The organism is Altererythrobacter sp. (assembly GCF_050299635.1).
Lineage (GTDB): Bacteria > Pseudomonadota > Alphaproteobacteria > Sphingomonadales > Sphingomonadaceae > Erythrobacter.
In genome coordinates this window covers 79,333-94,387 of the sequence record NZ_JBNKWF010000012.1, presented here as the reverse complement: position 1 = coordinate 94,387, position 15,055 = coordinate 79,333, and the positions used below count along the sequence as shown (strand labels likewise).

Annotated in this window: 14 protein-coding genes; 11 read left to right on the top strand and 3 right to left on the bottom strand. The window is 61.5% G+C overall.

Features of this window, described 5'->3' with window-relative positions; genetic code table 11:
* The first annotated feature begins 166 nt into the window (after positions 1-166).
* From ACQY6C_RS08475 to creD, 3 genes are all read left to right on the top strand, one after another.
* A complete protein-coding gene (locus tag ACQY6C_RS08475; protein WP_427967498.1) occupies positions 167-556 on the top strand; it encodes a BlaI/MecI/CopY family transcriptional regulator in 390 nt (129 codons plus the stop codon).
* Positions 553-2,151: a M56 family metallopeptidase gene (locus tag ACQY6C_RS08470; RefSeq protein ID WP_427967495.1), complete on the top strand. Its 1,599-nt coding sequence runs from the start codon at positions 553-555 to the stop codon at positions 2,149-2,151. The genes ACQY6C_RS08475 and ACQY6C_RS08470 overlap by 4 nt, the downstream gene beginning before the upstream one ends.
* Positions 2,152-2,325: 174 nt before the next feature.
* The gene (gene creD / locus ACQY6C_RS08465) at positions 2,326-3,711 is read left to right on the top strand and encodes a cell envelope integrity protein CreD (protein ID WP_427967492.1); all 1,386 of its coding nucleotides are present in this window, start codon (positions 2,326-2,328) and stop codon (positions 3,709-3,711) included.
* A gap of 76 nt (positions 3,712-3,787) precedes the next feature.
* On the opposite strand, the gene ypfJ is transcribed toward creD, so the two are convergent.
* Entirely contained in the window at positions 3,788-4,663 is an 876-nt protein-coding gene (ypfJ, locus tag ACQY6C_RS08460) for a KPN_02809 family neutral zinc metallopeptidase (RefSeq protein WP_427967489.1), read from the bottom strand.
* Between the two features lie 108 nt (positions 4,664-4,771).
* Here ypfJ and ACQY6C_RS08455 point away from each other — a divergent pair, with 108 nt between their 5' ends.
* From ACQY6C_RS08455 to ACQY6C_RS08435, 5 genes are all read left to right on the top strand, one after another.
* Entirely contained in the window at positions 4,772-5,527 is a 756-nt protein-coding gene (locus ACQY6C_RS08455) for a 3-hydroxybutyrate dehydrogenase (protein ID WP_427967486.1), read from the top strand.
* A gap of 83 nt (positions 5,528-5,610) precedes the next feature.
* Positions 5,611-7,023 carry a M20/M25/M40 family metallo-hydrolase gene (locus tag ACQY6C_RS08450; protein WP_427967483.1) on the top strand — a complete coding sequence of 471 codons (1,413 nt, stop codon included), beginning with the start codon at positions 5,611-5,613 and terminating at the stop codon, positions 7,021-7,023.
* An 80-nt stretch (positions 7,024-7,103) separates the two neighbouring features.
* Positions 7,104-8,558: an IMP dehydrogenase gene (guaB, locus tag ACQY6C_RS08445; protein WP_427967480.1), complete on the top strand. Its 1,455-nt coding sequence runs from the start codon at positions 7,104-7,106 to the stop codon at positions 8,556-8,558.
* Positions 8,559-8,573: 15 nt separating this feature from the next.
* Positions 8,574-9,755, top strand: coding sequence for an RsmB/NOP family class I SAM-dependent RNA methyltransferase (locus tag ACQY6C_RS08440; protein WP_427967477.1), 1,182 nt, complete (start codon positions 8,574-8,576; stop codon positions 9,753-9,755).
* A gap of 11 nt (positions 9,756-9,766) precedes the next feature.
* Complete coding sequence (locus tag ACQY6C_RS08435; protein WP_427967474.1) at positions 9,767-10,315, top strand: tetratricopeptide repeat protein; 549 nt, start codon at positions 9,767-9,769, stop codon at positions 10,313-10,315.
* Positions 10,316-10,322: 7 nt separating this feature from the next.
* Here the strand turns inward: ACQY6C_RS08435 and ACQY6C_RS08430 are convergent, their stop codons facing one another.
* Entirely contained in the window at positions 10,323-10,808 is a 486-nt protein-coding gene (locus ACQY6C_RS08430) for an RNA pyrophosphohydrolase (RefSeq protein WP_427967471.1), read from the bottom strand.
* Positions 10,808-11,755: an alpha/beta hydrolase gene (locus ACQY6C_RS08425; RefSeq protein ID WP_427967468.1), complete on the bottom strand. Its 948-nt coding sequence runs from the start codon at positions 11,753-11,755 to the stop codon at positions 10,808-10,810. The genes ACQY6C_RS08430 and ACQY6C_RS08425 overlap by 1 nt, the downstream gene beginning before the upstream one ends.
* A gap of 175 nt (positions 11,756-11,930) precedes the next feature.
* Between ACQY6C_RS08425 and ACQY6C_RS08420 the strand changes: the two genes are divergently transcribed.
* The 3 genes from ACQY6C_RS08420 to ACQY6C_RS08410 are packed head-to-tail and all read left to right on the top strand — an operon-like array spanning position 11,931 to position 15,053.
* Positions 11,931-13,808: a 2-oxoacid:acceptor oxidoreductase subunit alpha gene (locus tag ACQY6C_RS08420; RefSeq protein ID WP_427967465.1), complete on the top strand. Its 1,878-nt coding sequence runs from the start codon at positions 11,931-11,933 to the stop codon at positions 13,806-13,808.
* A complete protein-coding gene (locus ACQY6C_RS08415; protein ID WP_427967462.1) occupies positions 13,805-14,830 on the top strand; it encodes a 2-oxoacid:ferredoxin oxidoreductase subunit beta in 1,026 nt (341 codons plus the stop codon). The genes ACQY6C_RS08420 and ACQY6C_RS08415 overlap by 4 nt, the downstream gene beginning before the upstream one ends.
* A gap of 22 nt (positions 14,831-14,852) precedes the next feature.
* Positions 14,853-15,053 carry a metal-dependent hydrolase gene (locus ACQY6C_RS08410; protein WP_427967459.1) on the top strand — a complete coding sequence of 67 codons (201 nt, stop codon included), beginning with the start codon at positions 14,853-14,855 and terminating at the stop codon, positions 15,051-15,053.
* The last annotated feature ends 2 nt before the right edge of the window (positions 15,054-15,055 follow it).

Sequence of the window (15,055 nt, the reverse complement as noted above, 5' to 3'; positions counted from 1 at the left end):
AGCGGGGCAGGCGCGAACGAAATATGTCATTCGTCCATGGTGATATGTCGATTGCCGGGAAGCAAGCCGGATCAGCGCCTGTTCATATAGCCTTCATGTTTACAGACGTAGTCGAATTGACTACAGACGTAATCAGTAACGCAATTCGCGATAGAGGGAGGGTCTCTTGGCGGCAGGCGACGAAGGCAAACCGGAACGGATCAGCGAAGCCGAACACGCGGTGATGGAGGTCCTGTGGGCAAAAAGCCCACTGACCGCCGCCGACGTGTGCAAGCAGGTCTGCGACACGCGGGGCTGGAGCCTCGCCACGGTCAAGACATTGCTCAGTCGCCTCGTCGCCAAGCAGGCAATCGATGCGCAACCAGACGGTCGTCGCTATCAATATGCACCGCTGATTGCCCGTGCGGACTATGTCGGCGGGGAATCGCAGCGCCTGGTCGATCGCCTGTTCGGCGGCCGCCCCGCATCGCTTTTCGCGCATCTCGCCCAGCATGAAGCACTGAGTGACGCCGATCTCGCAGAGATCGAAGCTCTCCTGAAGGAGCTCAAGCAATGATGGACTGGCTGCTTGATACCATCGTGTGGACCGCGGCGCTGATTGCGCTGGTCCTTGTTCTGCGCCGCCCCGTGGCGCGCTGGTTCGGTCCGCAAGTGGCCTACGCATTATGGGCCATGCCGATCCTGCGGCTTGCCTTGCCGCCCATAGAGCTTCCAGCCTGGATGGCTCCAGTACCCGCACTGGAAACCCTGCCGGTCACGGCAGACGCGCAAATGGTGCCAATCACATTTCTTGCCGAACCCGCGATCCAGTCCGCACCCGAGCCCACATCCTGGCTCGCAAATCTGCCGCTCACCGAAATCGCGGTATCGGCTTGGCTCATCGGCGCAGCGGTGTTTCTGTTCGTGCGCTTCAACGGCTATTTCCAGATGCGCGGCGAAATGCTCGATGGCGCGCGCGAAGTTGGCCGGGCAGGTAAAGTCAGGCTGGTCGAAACCCCTGCCACCACCGCGCCCCTTGCATTCGGTCTTCGCGACAAGGTGGTCGCATTGCCGGTCGGCTTCATGGCGCATTACGATCGCCAATCGCGCGACCTGGCGCTGGCGCATGAACTCTCGCATCACAGGGGCGGCGACTTGCTGGTCAATTTTGTCGCGCAACCGCTGTTCGCGATGCACTGGTTCAATCCGCTCGCACAAGTTGGCTGGCTGGCTCTGCGACGCGATCAGGAAGCAGCCTGCGATGCCCGCGTCATCAGTGAGCGAGATGCGGAAGAACGCGCCACCTATGCCAGTGTCATCGCCGGTTTCGCAGCGGGGCCCCATGCCGCGCTGGCGGCGCCTATGGCCTGCCCCATACTCGGTGAAAAATCGATAATACAAAGACTGAGGAGCTTGAAGATGAATGAATATTCGGCACGCCGCAGGCTGGCTGGACGCGGGCTGATTGTCGCTGCGCTGGTCGCCCTGCCTCTCACGGCATCGATTTCTTATGCAGAGGTGCCTGCTCCTCCCGAGCCGCCCGTAGCACCAAGTGCGCCGGTAGCGCCGGTAGCGCCCGTTCCGCCGACACCGCCGGCAGCCCCCGATGCTCCATTGCCTCCTGTTCCGCCGGCACCTCCTGCTCCGGTCGAATTCCAGGCGGCAACCGAAGTCGTCGCTCCTGAGGATGGCAAGGACATACGCAAGGAGCGCATTGTCATCCGCAAGGTCCACAGCGACAGGGATAGCAGCGCCGACACGCGGCATGTGCACCGCGAGTTCCGGACCGATACAGATGCCAGGATGTCCAGGGAAGAGCGCGAAGAGATGTTGCGTGACCTGCGCGAAAGCCTGGCCGAGATGGATCTGGAACTAGCCGAGGCGAAGCAGGAGATGCACATTGCCTTGATGGAACTGGACGATGCCAGGGACGGCCTGACCAAGATCAAGGTTACCTGCAAAGGTGGCGGCGAGGGCGTCGAGCTCCGGATGAAAGATGGCGAGACTGTCTCGCGCATCTGCACCAGCGAGATCATGGCGAGCGCGCTGGCCGGCATCAAGGAGGCACGCAAGCACATTTCAGAAGACGGTCAGATGCCGGAAGACATTCGGGCCGATGTACTGAAGTCGCTCGATGAGCAAATCGCGAAGATGAGCAGAAAAGCAAGCTGAACCTGGTTCCCCACAGACGGTTCTGATGCTGGGGTGGAGGGCTTTGCTCTCCGCCTCTTTCTTTGGGTTACGTCCTGCGGAAGAAGTTCATCTGCAATTCAGTTCATCGCTCATACCGCACGGTTCATCGTCCAATCAGGGAGATGAACAATGACGCGAGAACGATCCCCCGGAATGAAACTGCTCTTCGCTGCGCTAGTCGGCGTAGCGCTGATCATTCCGCTCATAATGGTCTATGGCCTTGTCAGCGACAGGCAGCATCAGGCCAGAATTGCGCAGGATTCGATCGCGGCAGGCTGGGCGGGAAGCCAGATCGTTTCTGGTCCCATCCTCGTCATTCCCTATACGGATGAACGCGTAACCACCGAAGTTGTTGAAGGGCGCAAGGTCACACGCACGGTCAAGGTGCGCGACGAACTGTTTCTCTCTCCCGAAAGGCAGTCGGTCGATACGAGGATCGACCCTGAGGTGAAAAAGCGCGCCATTTACGAGACCGTTACCTATTCCGCCGCGCTTTCTGGCACGGCGCAGTTTGTCCTGCCGGAAGACCTCAAGCGCTACGGGATCGCGCGCGATCAACTCCTGCTCGGTGAAGCGCAGATACGCTTGGGCATGTCGGATCCGCGCGGCCTGCAGACCGACGCCAAGTTGAGCGTGGGCGGCAAGGAACTGACGCTGGAGCCGGGAAATGGCGTTGCGGCTAGCGGCGGTTCTGGTGTCCATTCCAATTTCGACTGGTCGAGCGGCGAACCTCTGGCGCTGCAATGGTCCTACACCTTGCGCGGCAATCGCACGCTGAGCCTGGTGCCGCGGGGCAAGGATACAAGCTGGAGCGTCAAGTCTCCCTGGCCGCATCCCAGCTTCACGGGCAGTTTCCTGCCTTCGCCAGAAGATCAGAAGGTTTCGGCAGACGGGTTTGAAGCGAAATGGTCGGTGTCCAACCTCGCACTGGGGCAGGCGCAATTGCTGAAGCAAGATCCCGGCGCACCAATGATTGCCGATGAAAGCATGGGCCGCGTGGAAATCTACGCTTCGCCCGATATGGCTGCAGGCGCAAGCCAGAGCCTGGCGGCCACCATCCGTCTGGTCGAGCCGGTCGATCTCTACAGCCGCGTCGACCGTGCGGTGAAATACGGGTTCCTTTTCATAGGCTTCACCTTTCTCACCTTCCTGATGTTCGATGTCGTCGGCGGGGCGAGGGTGGCCGCGGCCGAATATCTGCTGACGGGCGCAGGCCTGGTGCTGTTCTTCGTGATGCTGCTCGCATTTGCGGAGATGGTTGGATTTGCCCTGGCCTATCTGCTGGCGAGTGGTGCAATCATCGGATTGCTGACGAGCTACAGCGCGGCGGTTCTGGCTAGCTGGAAGCGCGCACAAGTGGTCGGCGCACTGCTCGTGGGGCTCTACGCACTGCTCTACGTCCTGCTGAACCTCGAAGCATGGTCGCTCGTCATCGGATCGGTACTGCTGTTCGCGGCTCTTGCAGGCGTGATGTATGCCACGCGCAAGATCGACTGGTCCGGTGTCCGGCCGGGCCGGGAGGACGAGGCTTATAGCTGACGTCCATACCGGTGCGTGACACTGGCGCAGGTTCTGGCCCCGGGTTGCCTTGAGTGCAGCCCGGGGTCAGTCTGTCTTAACCCACGTCGAAATAGCCGTCACACGCCGTATCATTCGCACTCTTCATGCCAAGCCGCAGGGCTTCCATCCGCTGTGCGCTGCTGCCATGCGTGAAGCTTTCCGGGCTCACGCGCTGCCCGGCATTGCGCTGCAAGGTATCGTCGCCAATCGCGCTGGCGGCCTGCATACCTTCCTCGAAATCGCCTTGTTCGATGAGGTTCTTGTTCTTGCCGGCCCAAACGCCCGCATAGCAATCGGCCTGTAGCTCCATCCGCACCTGCAACTCGTTGGCATGACGCGGATCCTGCTGCTGCAGGCTGCGCACCTGATCGGCCAGGCCGGTCAGTTTCTGGATATGGTGCCCATATTCATGCGCGATCACATAATAGCGCGCAAAATCGCCGCGTGCGCCCAGCTGGCGCGCCATCGTGTCGTAAAAACTGGTGTCGATGTAGATGACTTCGTCCGCCGGGCAGTAGAAAGGCCCCGCCGCCGACGAAGCGCTGCCGCAGCCATTGGTCGAAACACGGCCATCACGATAGAGATCGAGCTGCGGATCCCTGAATGTGATTCCTGCCCGCTGGAATTCCGGCGCCCAGGTCTGGTTGAGCGACTGCAGCGCGTTGCAGGCTTCGTTTGCATAGGGGCCGCTGTTGCAAATCTGCTCTTCGGTCAGATCGCTTTGCTGCGTCTGGCCGGGTGCGGTCTGTTGCTGCACGCCTTCGACCACACCGATGGTCTGCATCGGATCGATCCCGAATGCCAGCGCGGCGACGAGCGCGATAATGATCGTGCCGCAACCGATTCCGCCGGCGCGGCCGCCCGGCATGCGCCGACCGCCGCCGCTTGAACGGACGCGGATATTCGAGGTATCGAATGGATTGAGGCGCATTCTGTCGTTCCCTCTCTAAATATGATCCTGGCACGCTTTACGCTGGACACTTGCGTCAGCGAAGGCAAAAGCAAGCCCGGCTAAGGTCTTAACATGCAGGAGCAGGAAATGAACCTCAATGGCAAGCGTGCACTGGTGACTGGCTCGACTTCGGGAATCGGGCTTGCGATCGCTCGCGCGCTGCATGCCGAAGGGGCGGACATCGTGCTCAACGGCTTCGGCGACGAAGCCGAGATTGCCGCGCTGTGCAAGGAGATGGGGGCCAAATATAGCGCCGCCAATCTGCTCGATACGGCTGAGATCGAAGCGATGATGGCCGAAGCAGGTCCGGTCGATATCCTCGTCAACAATGCCGGGATGCAATTCGTCTCGCCGGTCGAGGAATTTCCGGTCGACAAATGGAACGCGATCATCGGGCTCAATCTCAATGCCGTGTTTCACACCACGCGGCTCGCCGTCCCGGCGATGAAGGAAAAGGGCTGGGGGCGCATCATCAACACCGCAAGCGCCCATTCGCTCACCGCTTCTCCGTTCAAGAGCGCCTATGTCGCATCGAAACATGCCGTGGCCGGTTTTACCAAGACTATCGCGCTGGAAATGGCGCAGAGCGGGGTGACGGCCAATTGCATCAGCCCCGGCTATGTCTGGACGCCTCTTGTGGAAGGCCAGATCCCCGACACGATGACGGCGCGCGGATTGAGCCGGGACGAAGTTATCAACGATGTGTTGCTGGCGAAGCAACCGACCAAGAAATTCGTTCAACCAGAAGAGGTTGGTGCGCTTGCAGTCTTCCTTTGCCGCGAAGAAGCGGGCAATGTGACCGGCGCAAACTGGAGCATAGACGGGGGATGGACGGCCGAGTGACGCGAGGGCGGGCTTTCAGATGGGGGGGAGCCCGCAAATGGCTGGCCTGCGGGGCGGTACTGCTTCTCAGCGCCTGCGCCACGATGTTTGCAGGCGGTGTATCCAAGAAGGAATTCCTGTCGATCGAAAATGCCGTCTCCGGCCATATCGCGCATCTCGCCAGCGACGAGTTCATGGGGCGGCGGCCCGGAACTGACGGAGAGCGCCTGACTCTTGACTACATGGTCCGCCAGCTGGCGGCTTACGGGCTCGAGTCCGGCACCAACGATCCTGCCAATCCCTGGCTGGCTCCGGTCACCCTGATCAGCAACACACCGATCGAAGGCCGCGTCGAACTGAAGGTCGGACGCAAGAGGTTCGTTTTGCCTGAAGGCGATGCTGCGGCGTTTACCACGCGCCGCCGCAGCCTGGTCGATGGCGGTGAAGTCATCTTTGTCGGATGGGATGCCGACAATGTGGCGGACGACCTGGTGAAGGGCCGGGTCGTGCTGATGGTCTCGACACGGGGTCGCAACCGGGATCGCCGCGACAATATATTCGAAAAGGGCGCTTCGGCGGTGATCTCCGTGGTTGGGAACCGCGAAGATCTGGAAGATGTAAGGCAGTTCAGCGGCGGGGAACGCCTGCTGTTGCCCAGCGAGGAGCGTGACGTACTCAACGCTTACGTGACAGAAGCCGCCATTGCTGACGCATTGGGCAAATCGCGTTGGGACAAGCTGGTCGCTGCATCAGAATCGGACGATTTCGAGCCTCAGCTTCTCAAGGTACTGGCTACAGTCGAAGCTAGCTCAGCGCAGCGTGAAGTCGTGTCGCACAATTTGATTGGACGCTTGCCGGGCAGGATACCGCAATCTGGCGAAGTCTTGCTGCTTGCGCATTGGGACCATTTCGGCACCTGCGGCGCGGAAGCCGATGCGGACAGGCTCTGCAACGGAGCGGCGGACAACGCCAGCGGCGTAGCCGTCATGCTTGAACTGGCGCGCCGCCTGGCAGAACATGGCCCTTATGACCGCGACGTCTATGTCTTGGGGACGACCGCTGAGGAATGGGGGCTGCTGGGCGCCAAGGCCTTCGTCGAAGATCCGCCGATGCCGCTCGATTCCATTGTCGCAGCGTTCAATTTCGATACCGTGGCCATTGCACCTGTTGGCGCTCCCGTTGGTTTTGTGGGCGAGGGGAGAACGCCGCTCGATGGCGTGATTGCCGAAGTCATGAGTGAAATGGGCCGGACATTGGGTTCGCGCGTTCTGGCAGAGCAGTACCTGCAGCGGCAGGACAGCTGGGTGCTGTTGCAGCGCGATGTGCCGGCTGTCGCGCTTTCCAATGCCTTTGGCGACGAAGGCGCGCTAAATCCTTACCTCAAGACGCGTTATCACCGCGCGAGTGACGAGATTGCCGGGATCGAACTGGGCGGTGCAGTTGAAGATCTTCTCTTGCACGAGCGAATCGTCAGGCGGCTCGCCAATCTGGCCACCTATCCCGCGACAGGCGAATAAAGGCTCCAACCCCTCTAGCCCGCGCTGAAATGTGCGGTTACATGGGCCGCCACGAATCTCCGGAATAGAAAGTGGCAACTATGGACATCCCCCTCGGCCTTACATTCGATGACGTGCTGTTGCGTCCGGCCGAAAGCGAGGTCCTTCCCTCGATGGCGAATACCTGCACGCGGCTGACGCGTGAGATCGGCCTCAATATCCCGATCATCTCGGCGGCAATGGATACTGTTACCGAGGCCGATATGGCGATCGTGATGGCGCAGCTCGGCGGTATCGGCGTGCTCCACCGCAATCTTGAGGTAGAGGAACAATGCGCCGCAGTCCGCGCGGTAAAGCGGTTCGAAAGTGGCATGGTGGTCAATCCGATCACCATCGGCCCCGATGCTACGCTGGGCGAAGCGCAGGAGCTGATGACGCAAAACCGCATAAGCGGCATCCCCGTTACCGATCTGGCGGGCAAGCTGGTCGGTATCCTCACCAATCGCGATGTTCGTTTTGCGGAAAACCCGCTGCAGCCGGTGCGCGAACTGATGACGACGGAAAACCTGGCCACGGTTCCGCTCGGCACTGGACAGGAAGAGGCGCGGCGCCTGCTGCACCAGCGCCGGATCGAAAAACTGCTGGTGGTCGATGACAACAATCACTGCGTCGGCCTCATCACCGTCAAGGATATCGAGAAGGCCGTCACCTATCCCGACGCGACCAAGGATGCCGCAGGGCGCCTGCGCGCGGCGGCAGCCACAACAGTGGGTGACAAGGGCTTCGCGCGGACCGAGGCGCTGGTCGATGCTGAAGTTGACGTGGTCATCATCGATACCGCGCATGGCCACAACAAGGATGTCGCCCGCGCGGTCGAACGCGCCAAGGCACTTTCCAACTCGGTCCAGATCGTTGCCGGCAATGTCGCCACAGCTGAAGCGACGCGTGCGCTGATCGATGCCGGTGCCGATGCGGTCAAGGTTGGTATCGGGCCGGGTTCGATCTGCACCACGCGCGTGGTCGCAGGCGTAGGCGTGCCGCAGCTGACCGCGGTGATGGAATGCGCCGAGGAAGCCGCAAAGTCAGGCGTCCCGGTGATTGCCGACGGTGGGCTTCGCACCAGTGGCGATGCGGCCAAGGCGCTCGCTGCGGGTGCTTCTAGCGTCATGATCGGTTCGATGCTGGCAGGCACGGCCGAAAGCCCCGGCGAAACCTTCCTCTACCAAGGGCGCAGCTACAAGGCCTATCGCGGCATGGGTTCGGTCGGTGCAATGGCGCGTGGCAGCGCGGACCGCTATTTCCAGCAAGACGTTTCCGCGATGAAGCTCGTTCCCGAAGGGATCGAAGGGCAGGTGCCGTTCAAGGGCCCCGCTTCGGACGTGATCCATCAGCTGGTGGGCGGGATCAAGGCGGCGATGGGTTATACCGGCTCGGCCACGATCGAAGACTTGCGCACCCGCGCGAAGTTTGTTCGCATCACCAATGCCGGCCTTCAGGAAAGCCATGTGCACGATGTCTCCATCACGCGTGAGGCACCGAACTATCCGACCCGCTAGAACCGGGCCGGTCAATTGACCCCGGCGGCACGCGTCCAGGCGGCGATAGAGCTGCTCGATGCGATCGTGGATGCGGCGCAGCGCGAAGGCGCGCCTGCAGACCGGCTGATCGCGGATTACTTCCGCCAGCGCCGCTATGCCGGGTCGAAAGACCGGCGCGCAGTGCGCGAACTGGTCTACCGCGCGATCCGGGTCTGCAGCGAGGTTCCTCAGTCCGGGCGGGCTGCGATGGGCGCATTGGGCGTGGAAGACGAAGCGATCCTCCAGCTTTTCGATGGGTCAAATCATGGCCCGGCCCCAATCGGCAATGGTGAGATATTTGCCGAGCCCGGCATCGCGCCGGCGTGGCTGGTCGAGCAGATGGCGGCTTCGGGGATCGAAGGCGAAGAGCTCACTGCGTTGATGGACCGCGCTCCGCTCGATCTGCGTGTGAACGCGCTCAAATCGGACAGGGCCGAGATCGATCTTCCGATTGAAGGCTCTCATATCGCATCATTTCAGGGCCTGCGTTTTCCGGCAGGAACAGCGGTCGAACAATGGCCCGCCTATCGCGACGGCATGATCGAAGTGCAGGACCTTGGCAGTCAGCTCGCCTGTCAGGCCAGCGGCACCAAGCCTGGCGAGACTGTGATCGACCTTTGCGCCGGGGCAGGGGGCAAGACGCTGGGACTCGCCGCTCAGATGCGGAGCGAAGGGCGGCTGATTGCGTGCGATATCGACCGCAGGCGGCTATCCAAGCTCGGTCCGCGTGCTGAGCGCGCTGGAGCAGGGCTGATCGAGACGCTGCTGCTCAATCCGGGCAAGGAACTCGACATGCTCGGAGATTTGGCAGGGCAGGCCGATTGCGTGATGGTCGACGCGCCCTGTTCGGGCACCGGCACATGGCGGCGCAAGCCCGAAGCCAAATGGCGTTTGACGCCTGAGCGCCTGTCGCGATTCTCGGCTGCGCAAGACAATCTGCTCGACATCGCCGCAAAGCTCACCAAACCCGGCGGGCGCATCGCCTATGTCACCTGCTCCTTGCTCGATGCCGAGGGCAAGGACCGGATCGCCGCCTTCCTGCGCCGGAATCCGGGCTGGAACCCCTTGGAGCCAGGCCTTTCGCTGGGCCGCATCCACGGGGCAGGAATCCGCCTCACTCCGTACCACGACGGTACGGACGGCTTTTTTATCGCCATCCTGGGTTCATCCTGTTAGGCATAAAGATTATGGCTGAGCCTTCACCCAACCGGATGGCTGCCTTCAAGGAGTTGCTCATGCGTTTCGCGCCTGCCGCCGCTGCCCTTTCACTGGTTCTGGCGTTGAACGCCAGCGCGGGAATCGCGGGCAGCCGCGATGCCAAACCGCGTGCGGCCATGCTGGTTGCCGAGGGACGTGCCGCACTCGCTTCAGGCAAGGCGCAGGCGGCAATCGACGCGTTCGAAGCCGCATTGGCGGTGGATCCCTCCTACACACCGATCTTCCTTGACCTTGCGGAAGTGGCCCGTGTCGAAGGCCTGCAAGGCAAGGCGATCCGTTACTACCGTGAAGCTCTGGTCCGTGATCCGGGCAATCTGGCCGCGATTTCGGGCGAGGGCGAAGCACTGGTCGAAAAGGGTGCGCTGGAAAAGGCCAAGCGCAACCTCGCGCAGCTCAAGAGCATGTGTGGCGCATCCTGCCCGGAAACGCTCGCGCTTCAGGACCGGATCTCGCGCGTCGGGCAGACCCGCATGGCGGTGGAAGGTGTTGGCGGCAGTGGATCGGTCAGCCAGAACTGATCGGCGTTCAAATCAGAGCGCGAAATTCTTCCAGCACAGTACGATAAACCCCTTTCTTGAAGGGGATTATCAAGTCCGGCAGCAGGTCCGGAAGAACCCATTTCCAATCGCAGAACTCTGGCGGATCATGCGCTTCCAGATCGATATCGCTATCGCTCCCGCTGAAGCGCATCAGATACCAGAATTGCTCCTGCCCGCGGTATTTTCCGCCCCATAGCTTGCCGATCAGCTCGTCCGGCAAGTCGTAACGGATGGATTCGCGCGTGCGACCGATGATCGAGACGTGACGTTCGAGCACGCCGGTCTCTTCGGCCAGTTCACGCATGACCGCTTCGTCGAGTTCCTCACCCTTGTCCACGCCGCCTTGCGGCATCTGCCACCAGTCGCCTTCCTTGGTGTCGATACGCTTGCCGACGAAAGCATTGCCCGCCGTGTTGACCAGCATGACACCCACGCAGGGGCGATAAGCAGTTGGCATCTCCGTGCTGTTCATCAGGCGCGCCCCAACATCAGCTTCATCGCAGCAAATATGCGTTCAAGATCGACTTGTGCGCTCGGCACCGCCTGCCGCAGATTGGTAAAGCTGTGCGTGAGTCCTTTCATCTCAAGGAAAACATGGTCGACGCCCGCAGCGGCAAGCGCGGCACCATAATCGCGGCCCGAATCGCGAATCGGATCGAGGCTGGCAGTTGCCAGTACTGTGGGAGGAGTGCCCGCATGGTCGGATAGGATCGGGAAGGCGCGCGGATCTCCGCGAACAGGCTGGTAAGCAAGATCGAAGAATTCGATCGCGTCCTTGGTCAGAATAAATCCCTCGGCAAACTCCTTGATGCTGGTCGATCCGATCGCGTCGCTCGCGAGCGGAAAGATCGGCACCTGCAGAACAACGGGGACATCGGCCGGATTGGCAGACAATTGCTGGGTCACGACGATGGTGGCGTTGCCGCCCGCGCTATCTCCGATGGTGACGATGCCAGTGGCGGTCCTGCTCAATGCTTCCGGATTGCTTGCAATCCACCGCGCGGCGGCTTCGCAATCGTCGACCGACGCGGGGAAGGGGTGCTCCGGCGCGCGGCGATAGTCGACTGCAACCACCGGAAGGTCCATCTGAGCGGCGATTTCCGTGCAGAGATTGTGATGCGTCTCCAGATCGCCGATCACATAGCCACCGCCGTGGAAGAAGACGATCACCGGTCCCGGCTCGCGGGATTCGCGTGCATCATAGAGCCTCAGCGGGATTTCGCCGCCGGGCCCGGGGCAAGTGAGGTCCTGAATCACCGCGAGTTCGCGCGCCGGCCGGTCGGCCATTGCGTGGATTGCGACATAGCTCGCGCGCGCCTCATCCAGCGTCATTTCCGAAAGGGCAGGTCCACCAGCTTCCTCCAGAAGTTTCAGCAAGGATTTCACGTCTTCACGGATGAAGGGCTCGCTATTGCCCATAATAATCTGTCTCCCTTTGGTTCTTTTCACAGATTAGGGTGCAAAGCTGGGCATTTCCACTCGACATTTTGCAACTCTAGGAGAAAAACTTCATTGCGGGGGGAAGCGAGGCCCCATAGGTGCACGCTTCGATTGAACAGGTGCCGCGCGGACGGCACCGCGAAAAGGAAAGCTGATGGCTACTCAAGCCGTGGATACAACGCCCGACGGGGCGCCTTCCCAAACTCCGGATGCAGTTGTTGTTCGATTTGCGGGCGATAGCGGTGATGGCATGCAGCTTACGGGCGGGCAATTCACTCTCTCGACGGCACTGGCTGGCAACGACCTCGCGACGTTCCCCGATTTTCCGGCAGAGATTCGCGCGCCGCAAGGCACGCTGTTCGGCGTATCTGCCTTCCAGATCAATTTCGGCAGCCGCCAGATCAGCACCGCGGGCGACGCGCCTGACGTATTGGTGGCGATGAACCCGGCGGCACTCAAGGTGAACCTGCCCGCGCTCAAGCCCGGCGGCCTCATCATTGCCGACACTGGCGAGTTCACCAAGCGCAACCTCGACAAGGCGAAGTATGAAACCAGTCCGCTGGAAGACGGCAGCCTGGCAAAATACGATGTGCTGGCCTTCGATATCAGCGCGCTGACGATCGAAGCGGTCAAACCCTTCGGCCTTGGCAACAAGGATGCGCTGCGTTCCAAGAACATGTGGACGCTGGGCCTGGCGCTGTGGATGTTCGACCGTCCGCGCGAACCGATCCAGGAATGGCTCAAGGCCAAGTTCAAGAACAAGCCCGAGATCGCGGAGGCCAACATTGCCGCGCTCAATGCAGGTCATGCCTATGGCGAAACCGCCGAACTCGCGGGCCCGCTCAAGCAGGTCCATATTCCGGCCATGCCCAGCGAACCGGGGCTGTATCGCACCATCACCGGTGCCGAGGCGGTCTCGCTCGGTCTGGTAGCGGGCGCGCAGCTCGCTGAACTGCCGATGTTCTTCGGCGGCTATCCGATCACGCCAGCCTCCGCGATCCTGCACCACCTCGCGCGGATGAAGGAATACGGCGTCACGACCTTCCAGGCGGAAGACGAGATTGCCGCAATCTGCGCCGCTATCGGCGCGAGCTATGCCGGCAGCCTGGGCGTTACCTCGTCCTCCGGCCCCGGCATTGCGCTCAAGGGCGAAGCCATGGGCCTCGCAATCATCACCGAACTGCCGCTGGTGATCGTTAATTCGCAGCGCGGCGGCCCGTCAACCGGCCTGCCGACGAAGACCGAGCAGAGCGATCTCTACCAGGCGATCTATGGCCGCAATGGCGACGCGCCGATGCCGGTTATCGCCGCCAGCAGCCCCGCCGACGCATTTGAATGTGCGATCGAGGCCTGCCGGATCGCGGTCGAATACATGACCCCGGTGATGCTGCTGACCGATGGCTATATCGCCAATGCGGCAGAGCCTTGGAAAGTGCCCGATCCCTCCAGCTTCGCATCGTTTCCGGCGAAGTTCCTGACCGAGAAGAACGGACCCGACGGCACTTTGCTGACCTACAAGCGTGACGAAAAGGGCGCGCGACCCTGGATCAAGCCCGGCACGCCAGATCTGATGCACCGCATCGGCGGGATCGAGAAGGACTCGCTCAGCGGCAATATCAGCTACGATCCGGCCAACCACCAGGCGATGACCAACGCACGCAAGGCCAAGGTTGACGGAATTGCCAATGATGTCCCCGCGCAGGGCTGCTGCTTGGGCGAACCGGGCGCGAAGCTGGCGGTGGTCGGTTGGGGATCGACCTATGGCCCGATCCACCGCGCGGTAACCGTCGCGCGCGAGAAGGGACAGGACGTCGCGCACGTCCATTTCCGCCATGTCTGGCCGATGCCCGCCAACACCGGCGATCTGCTGCGCAGCTTCGACAAGATTCTGGTGCCGGAAATGAACACCGGCCAGTTCAAGACCGTGCTGCGCGACCAGTTCCTGATCGATGCACAGCCGCTCAACAAGACAAGCGGCCAGCCATTCTATGTCCACGAGCTAACCGCCGCGATCGAGGAGGCGCTGTCATGAACGCACCAGCGAAGATCGAAACCACCCTCAAGGATTGGGAAACCGACCAGGAGGTGCGCTGGTGCCCGGGTTGCGGCGATTACGCGATCCTCAAGGCGGTGCAGCGTACCTTGCCCCAATTGGGCGCGGACCCCGCCAATACGCTGTTCATCAGCGGGATCGGCTGCTCGAGCCGCTTCCCCTATTACGTCGAAAGCTACGGCTTCCACACGATCCATGGCCGTGCGCCGGCCTTTGCAACGGGGGCGAAGCTCGCCAATCCCGATCTCGACGTATGGCTGGTGACGGGTGACGGCGACGGGCTTTCCATCGGCGGCAACCATCTGATGCATGTCCTGCGCCGCAACGTGAACATGCAGATCATGCTGTTCAACAACGAGATTTACGGCCTGACCAAGGGCCAGTTCTCGCCCACGAGCCGCGAAGGAACCAAATCCCCTTCGACGCCGCTGGGCAGCTATGACCATCCCGCGCGACCTGCGGCCTTCGCACTGGGCAGCGGTGCGCGTTTCGTCGCACGCGGTTTCGACGTGTCGAAGAATCTGCCGGATGTTCTCAAGGCTGCACATGCCCACCAGGGCGCGGCGTTCGTCGAGATCTTCCAGAACTGCATTGTCTACAACAAGGACGTGTTCAACGATTTCGCCGCTCCCAAGGGTGCGGAAGATCGCCAGCTCTGGCTGGAAGATGGCAAGCCGATGCTGTTCGGCAGCGAGAAGACTGGCGGCGTAAAGGGCATTGCGCTCGACAGGGATAATCTGTGCCTCAAGGTGGTCGACGTCGAGAATGACGATTGGGAAGCGGCGGGCGTGATCGTGCATGACGTGACCAACCGCTCGATCGCGCATATGCTGGTCGAACTGCCCTTCGGCCCGTTCCCGATGGCGCTGGGCGTACTCTATGACGATCCGCGCCCGACGTTCGAGAGCGCCGTCGCTGATGAACGCGAAAAGGCGACGACTGGCAAGGAAGCGAACCTCGCCAAGCTGCTGGGCACGGGCCAGACCTGGACGGTGGAGTAGGCTGGGCGGCTGATCGCGCTGAATGGACAACATTACCCATTCGCTCGTTGGGGCGCTGATCGGGCAAGCGGGCCTCAAGAAAAAGACCGGGCTGGCCATGCCCGCGCTGGTTATCGGTGCGAACCTGCCCGATGTCGATGCGAGGAACTTACCAGCGAGTGATTCGCTCTCAGATCGAGCACCGTTCGCCCTGAGCTTGTCGAAGGGCCGCAATTCACATTGAGT

Bases quoted from the DNA above. Each gene is read 5' to 3' on its own strand.
- ACQY6C_RS08470 (WP_427967495.1), top strand. From the start codon at position 553: ATGATGGACTGGCTGCTTGATACCATCGTGTGGACCGCGGCGCTGATT.
- ACQY6C_RS08455 (WP_427967486.1), top strand. From the start codon at position 4,772: ATGAACCTCAATGGCAAGCGTGCACTGGTGACTGGCTCGACTTCGGGA.
- ACQY6C_RS08435 (WP_427967474.1), top strand. From the start codon at position 9,767: ATGGCTGAGCCTTCACCCAACCGGATGGCTGCCTTCAAGGAGTTGCTC.
- guaB (WP_427967480.1), top strand. From the start codon at position 7,104: ATGGACATCCCCCTCGGCCTTACATTCGATGACGTGCTGTTGCGTCCG.
- ACQY6C_RS08410 (WP_427967459.1), top strand. From the start codon at position 14,853: ATGGACAACATTACCCATTCGCTCGTTGGGGCGCTGATCGGGCAAGCG.
- ACQY6C_RS08420 (WP_427967465.1), top strand. From the start codon at position 11,931: ATGGCTACTCAAGCCGTGGATACAACGCCCGACGGGGCGCCTTCCCAA.
- ACQY6C_RS08415 (WP_427967462.1), top strand. From the start codon at position 13,805: ATGAACGCACCAGCGAAGATCGAAACCACCCTCAAGGATTGGGAAACC.
- creD (WP_427967492.1), top strand. From the start codon at position 2,326: ATGAAACTGCTCTTCGCTGCGCTAGTCGGCGTAGCGCTGATCATTCCG.
- ACQY6C_RS08450 (WP_427967483.1), top strand. From the start codon at position 5,611: ATGTTTGCAGGCGGTGTATCCAAGAAGGAATTCCTGTCGATCGAAAAT.
- ypfJ (WP_427967489.1), bottom strand. From the start codon at position 4,663: ATGCGCCTCAATCCATTCGATACCTCGAATATCCGCGTCCGTTCAAGC.
- ACQY6C_RS08430 (WP_427967471.1), bottom strand. From the start codon at position 10,808: ATGAACAGCACGGAGATGCCAACTGCTTATCGCCCCTGCGTGGGTGTC.
- ACQY6C_RS08425 (WP_427967468.1), bottom strand. From the start codon at position 11,755: ATGGGCAATAGCGAGCCCTTCATCCGTGAAGACGTGAAATCCTTGCTG.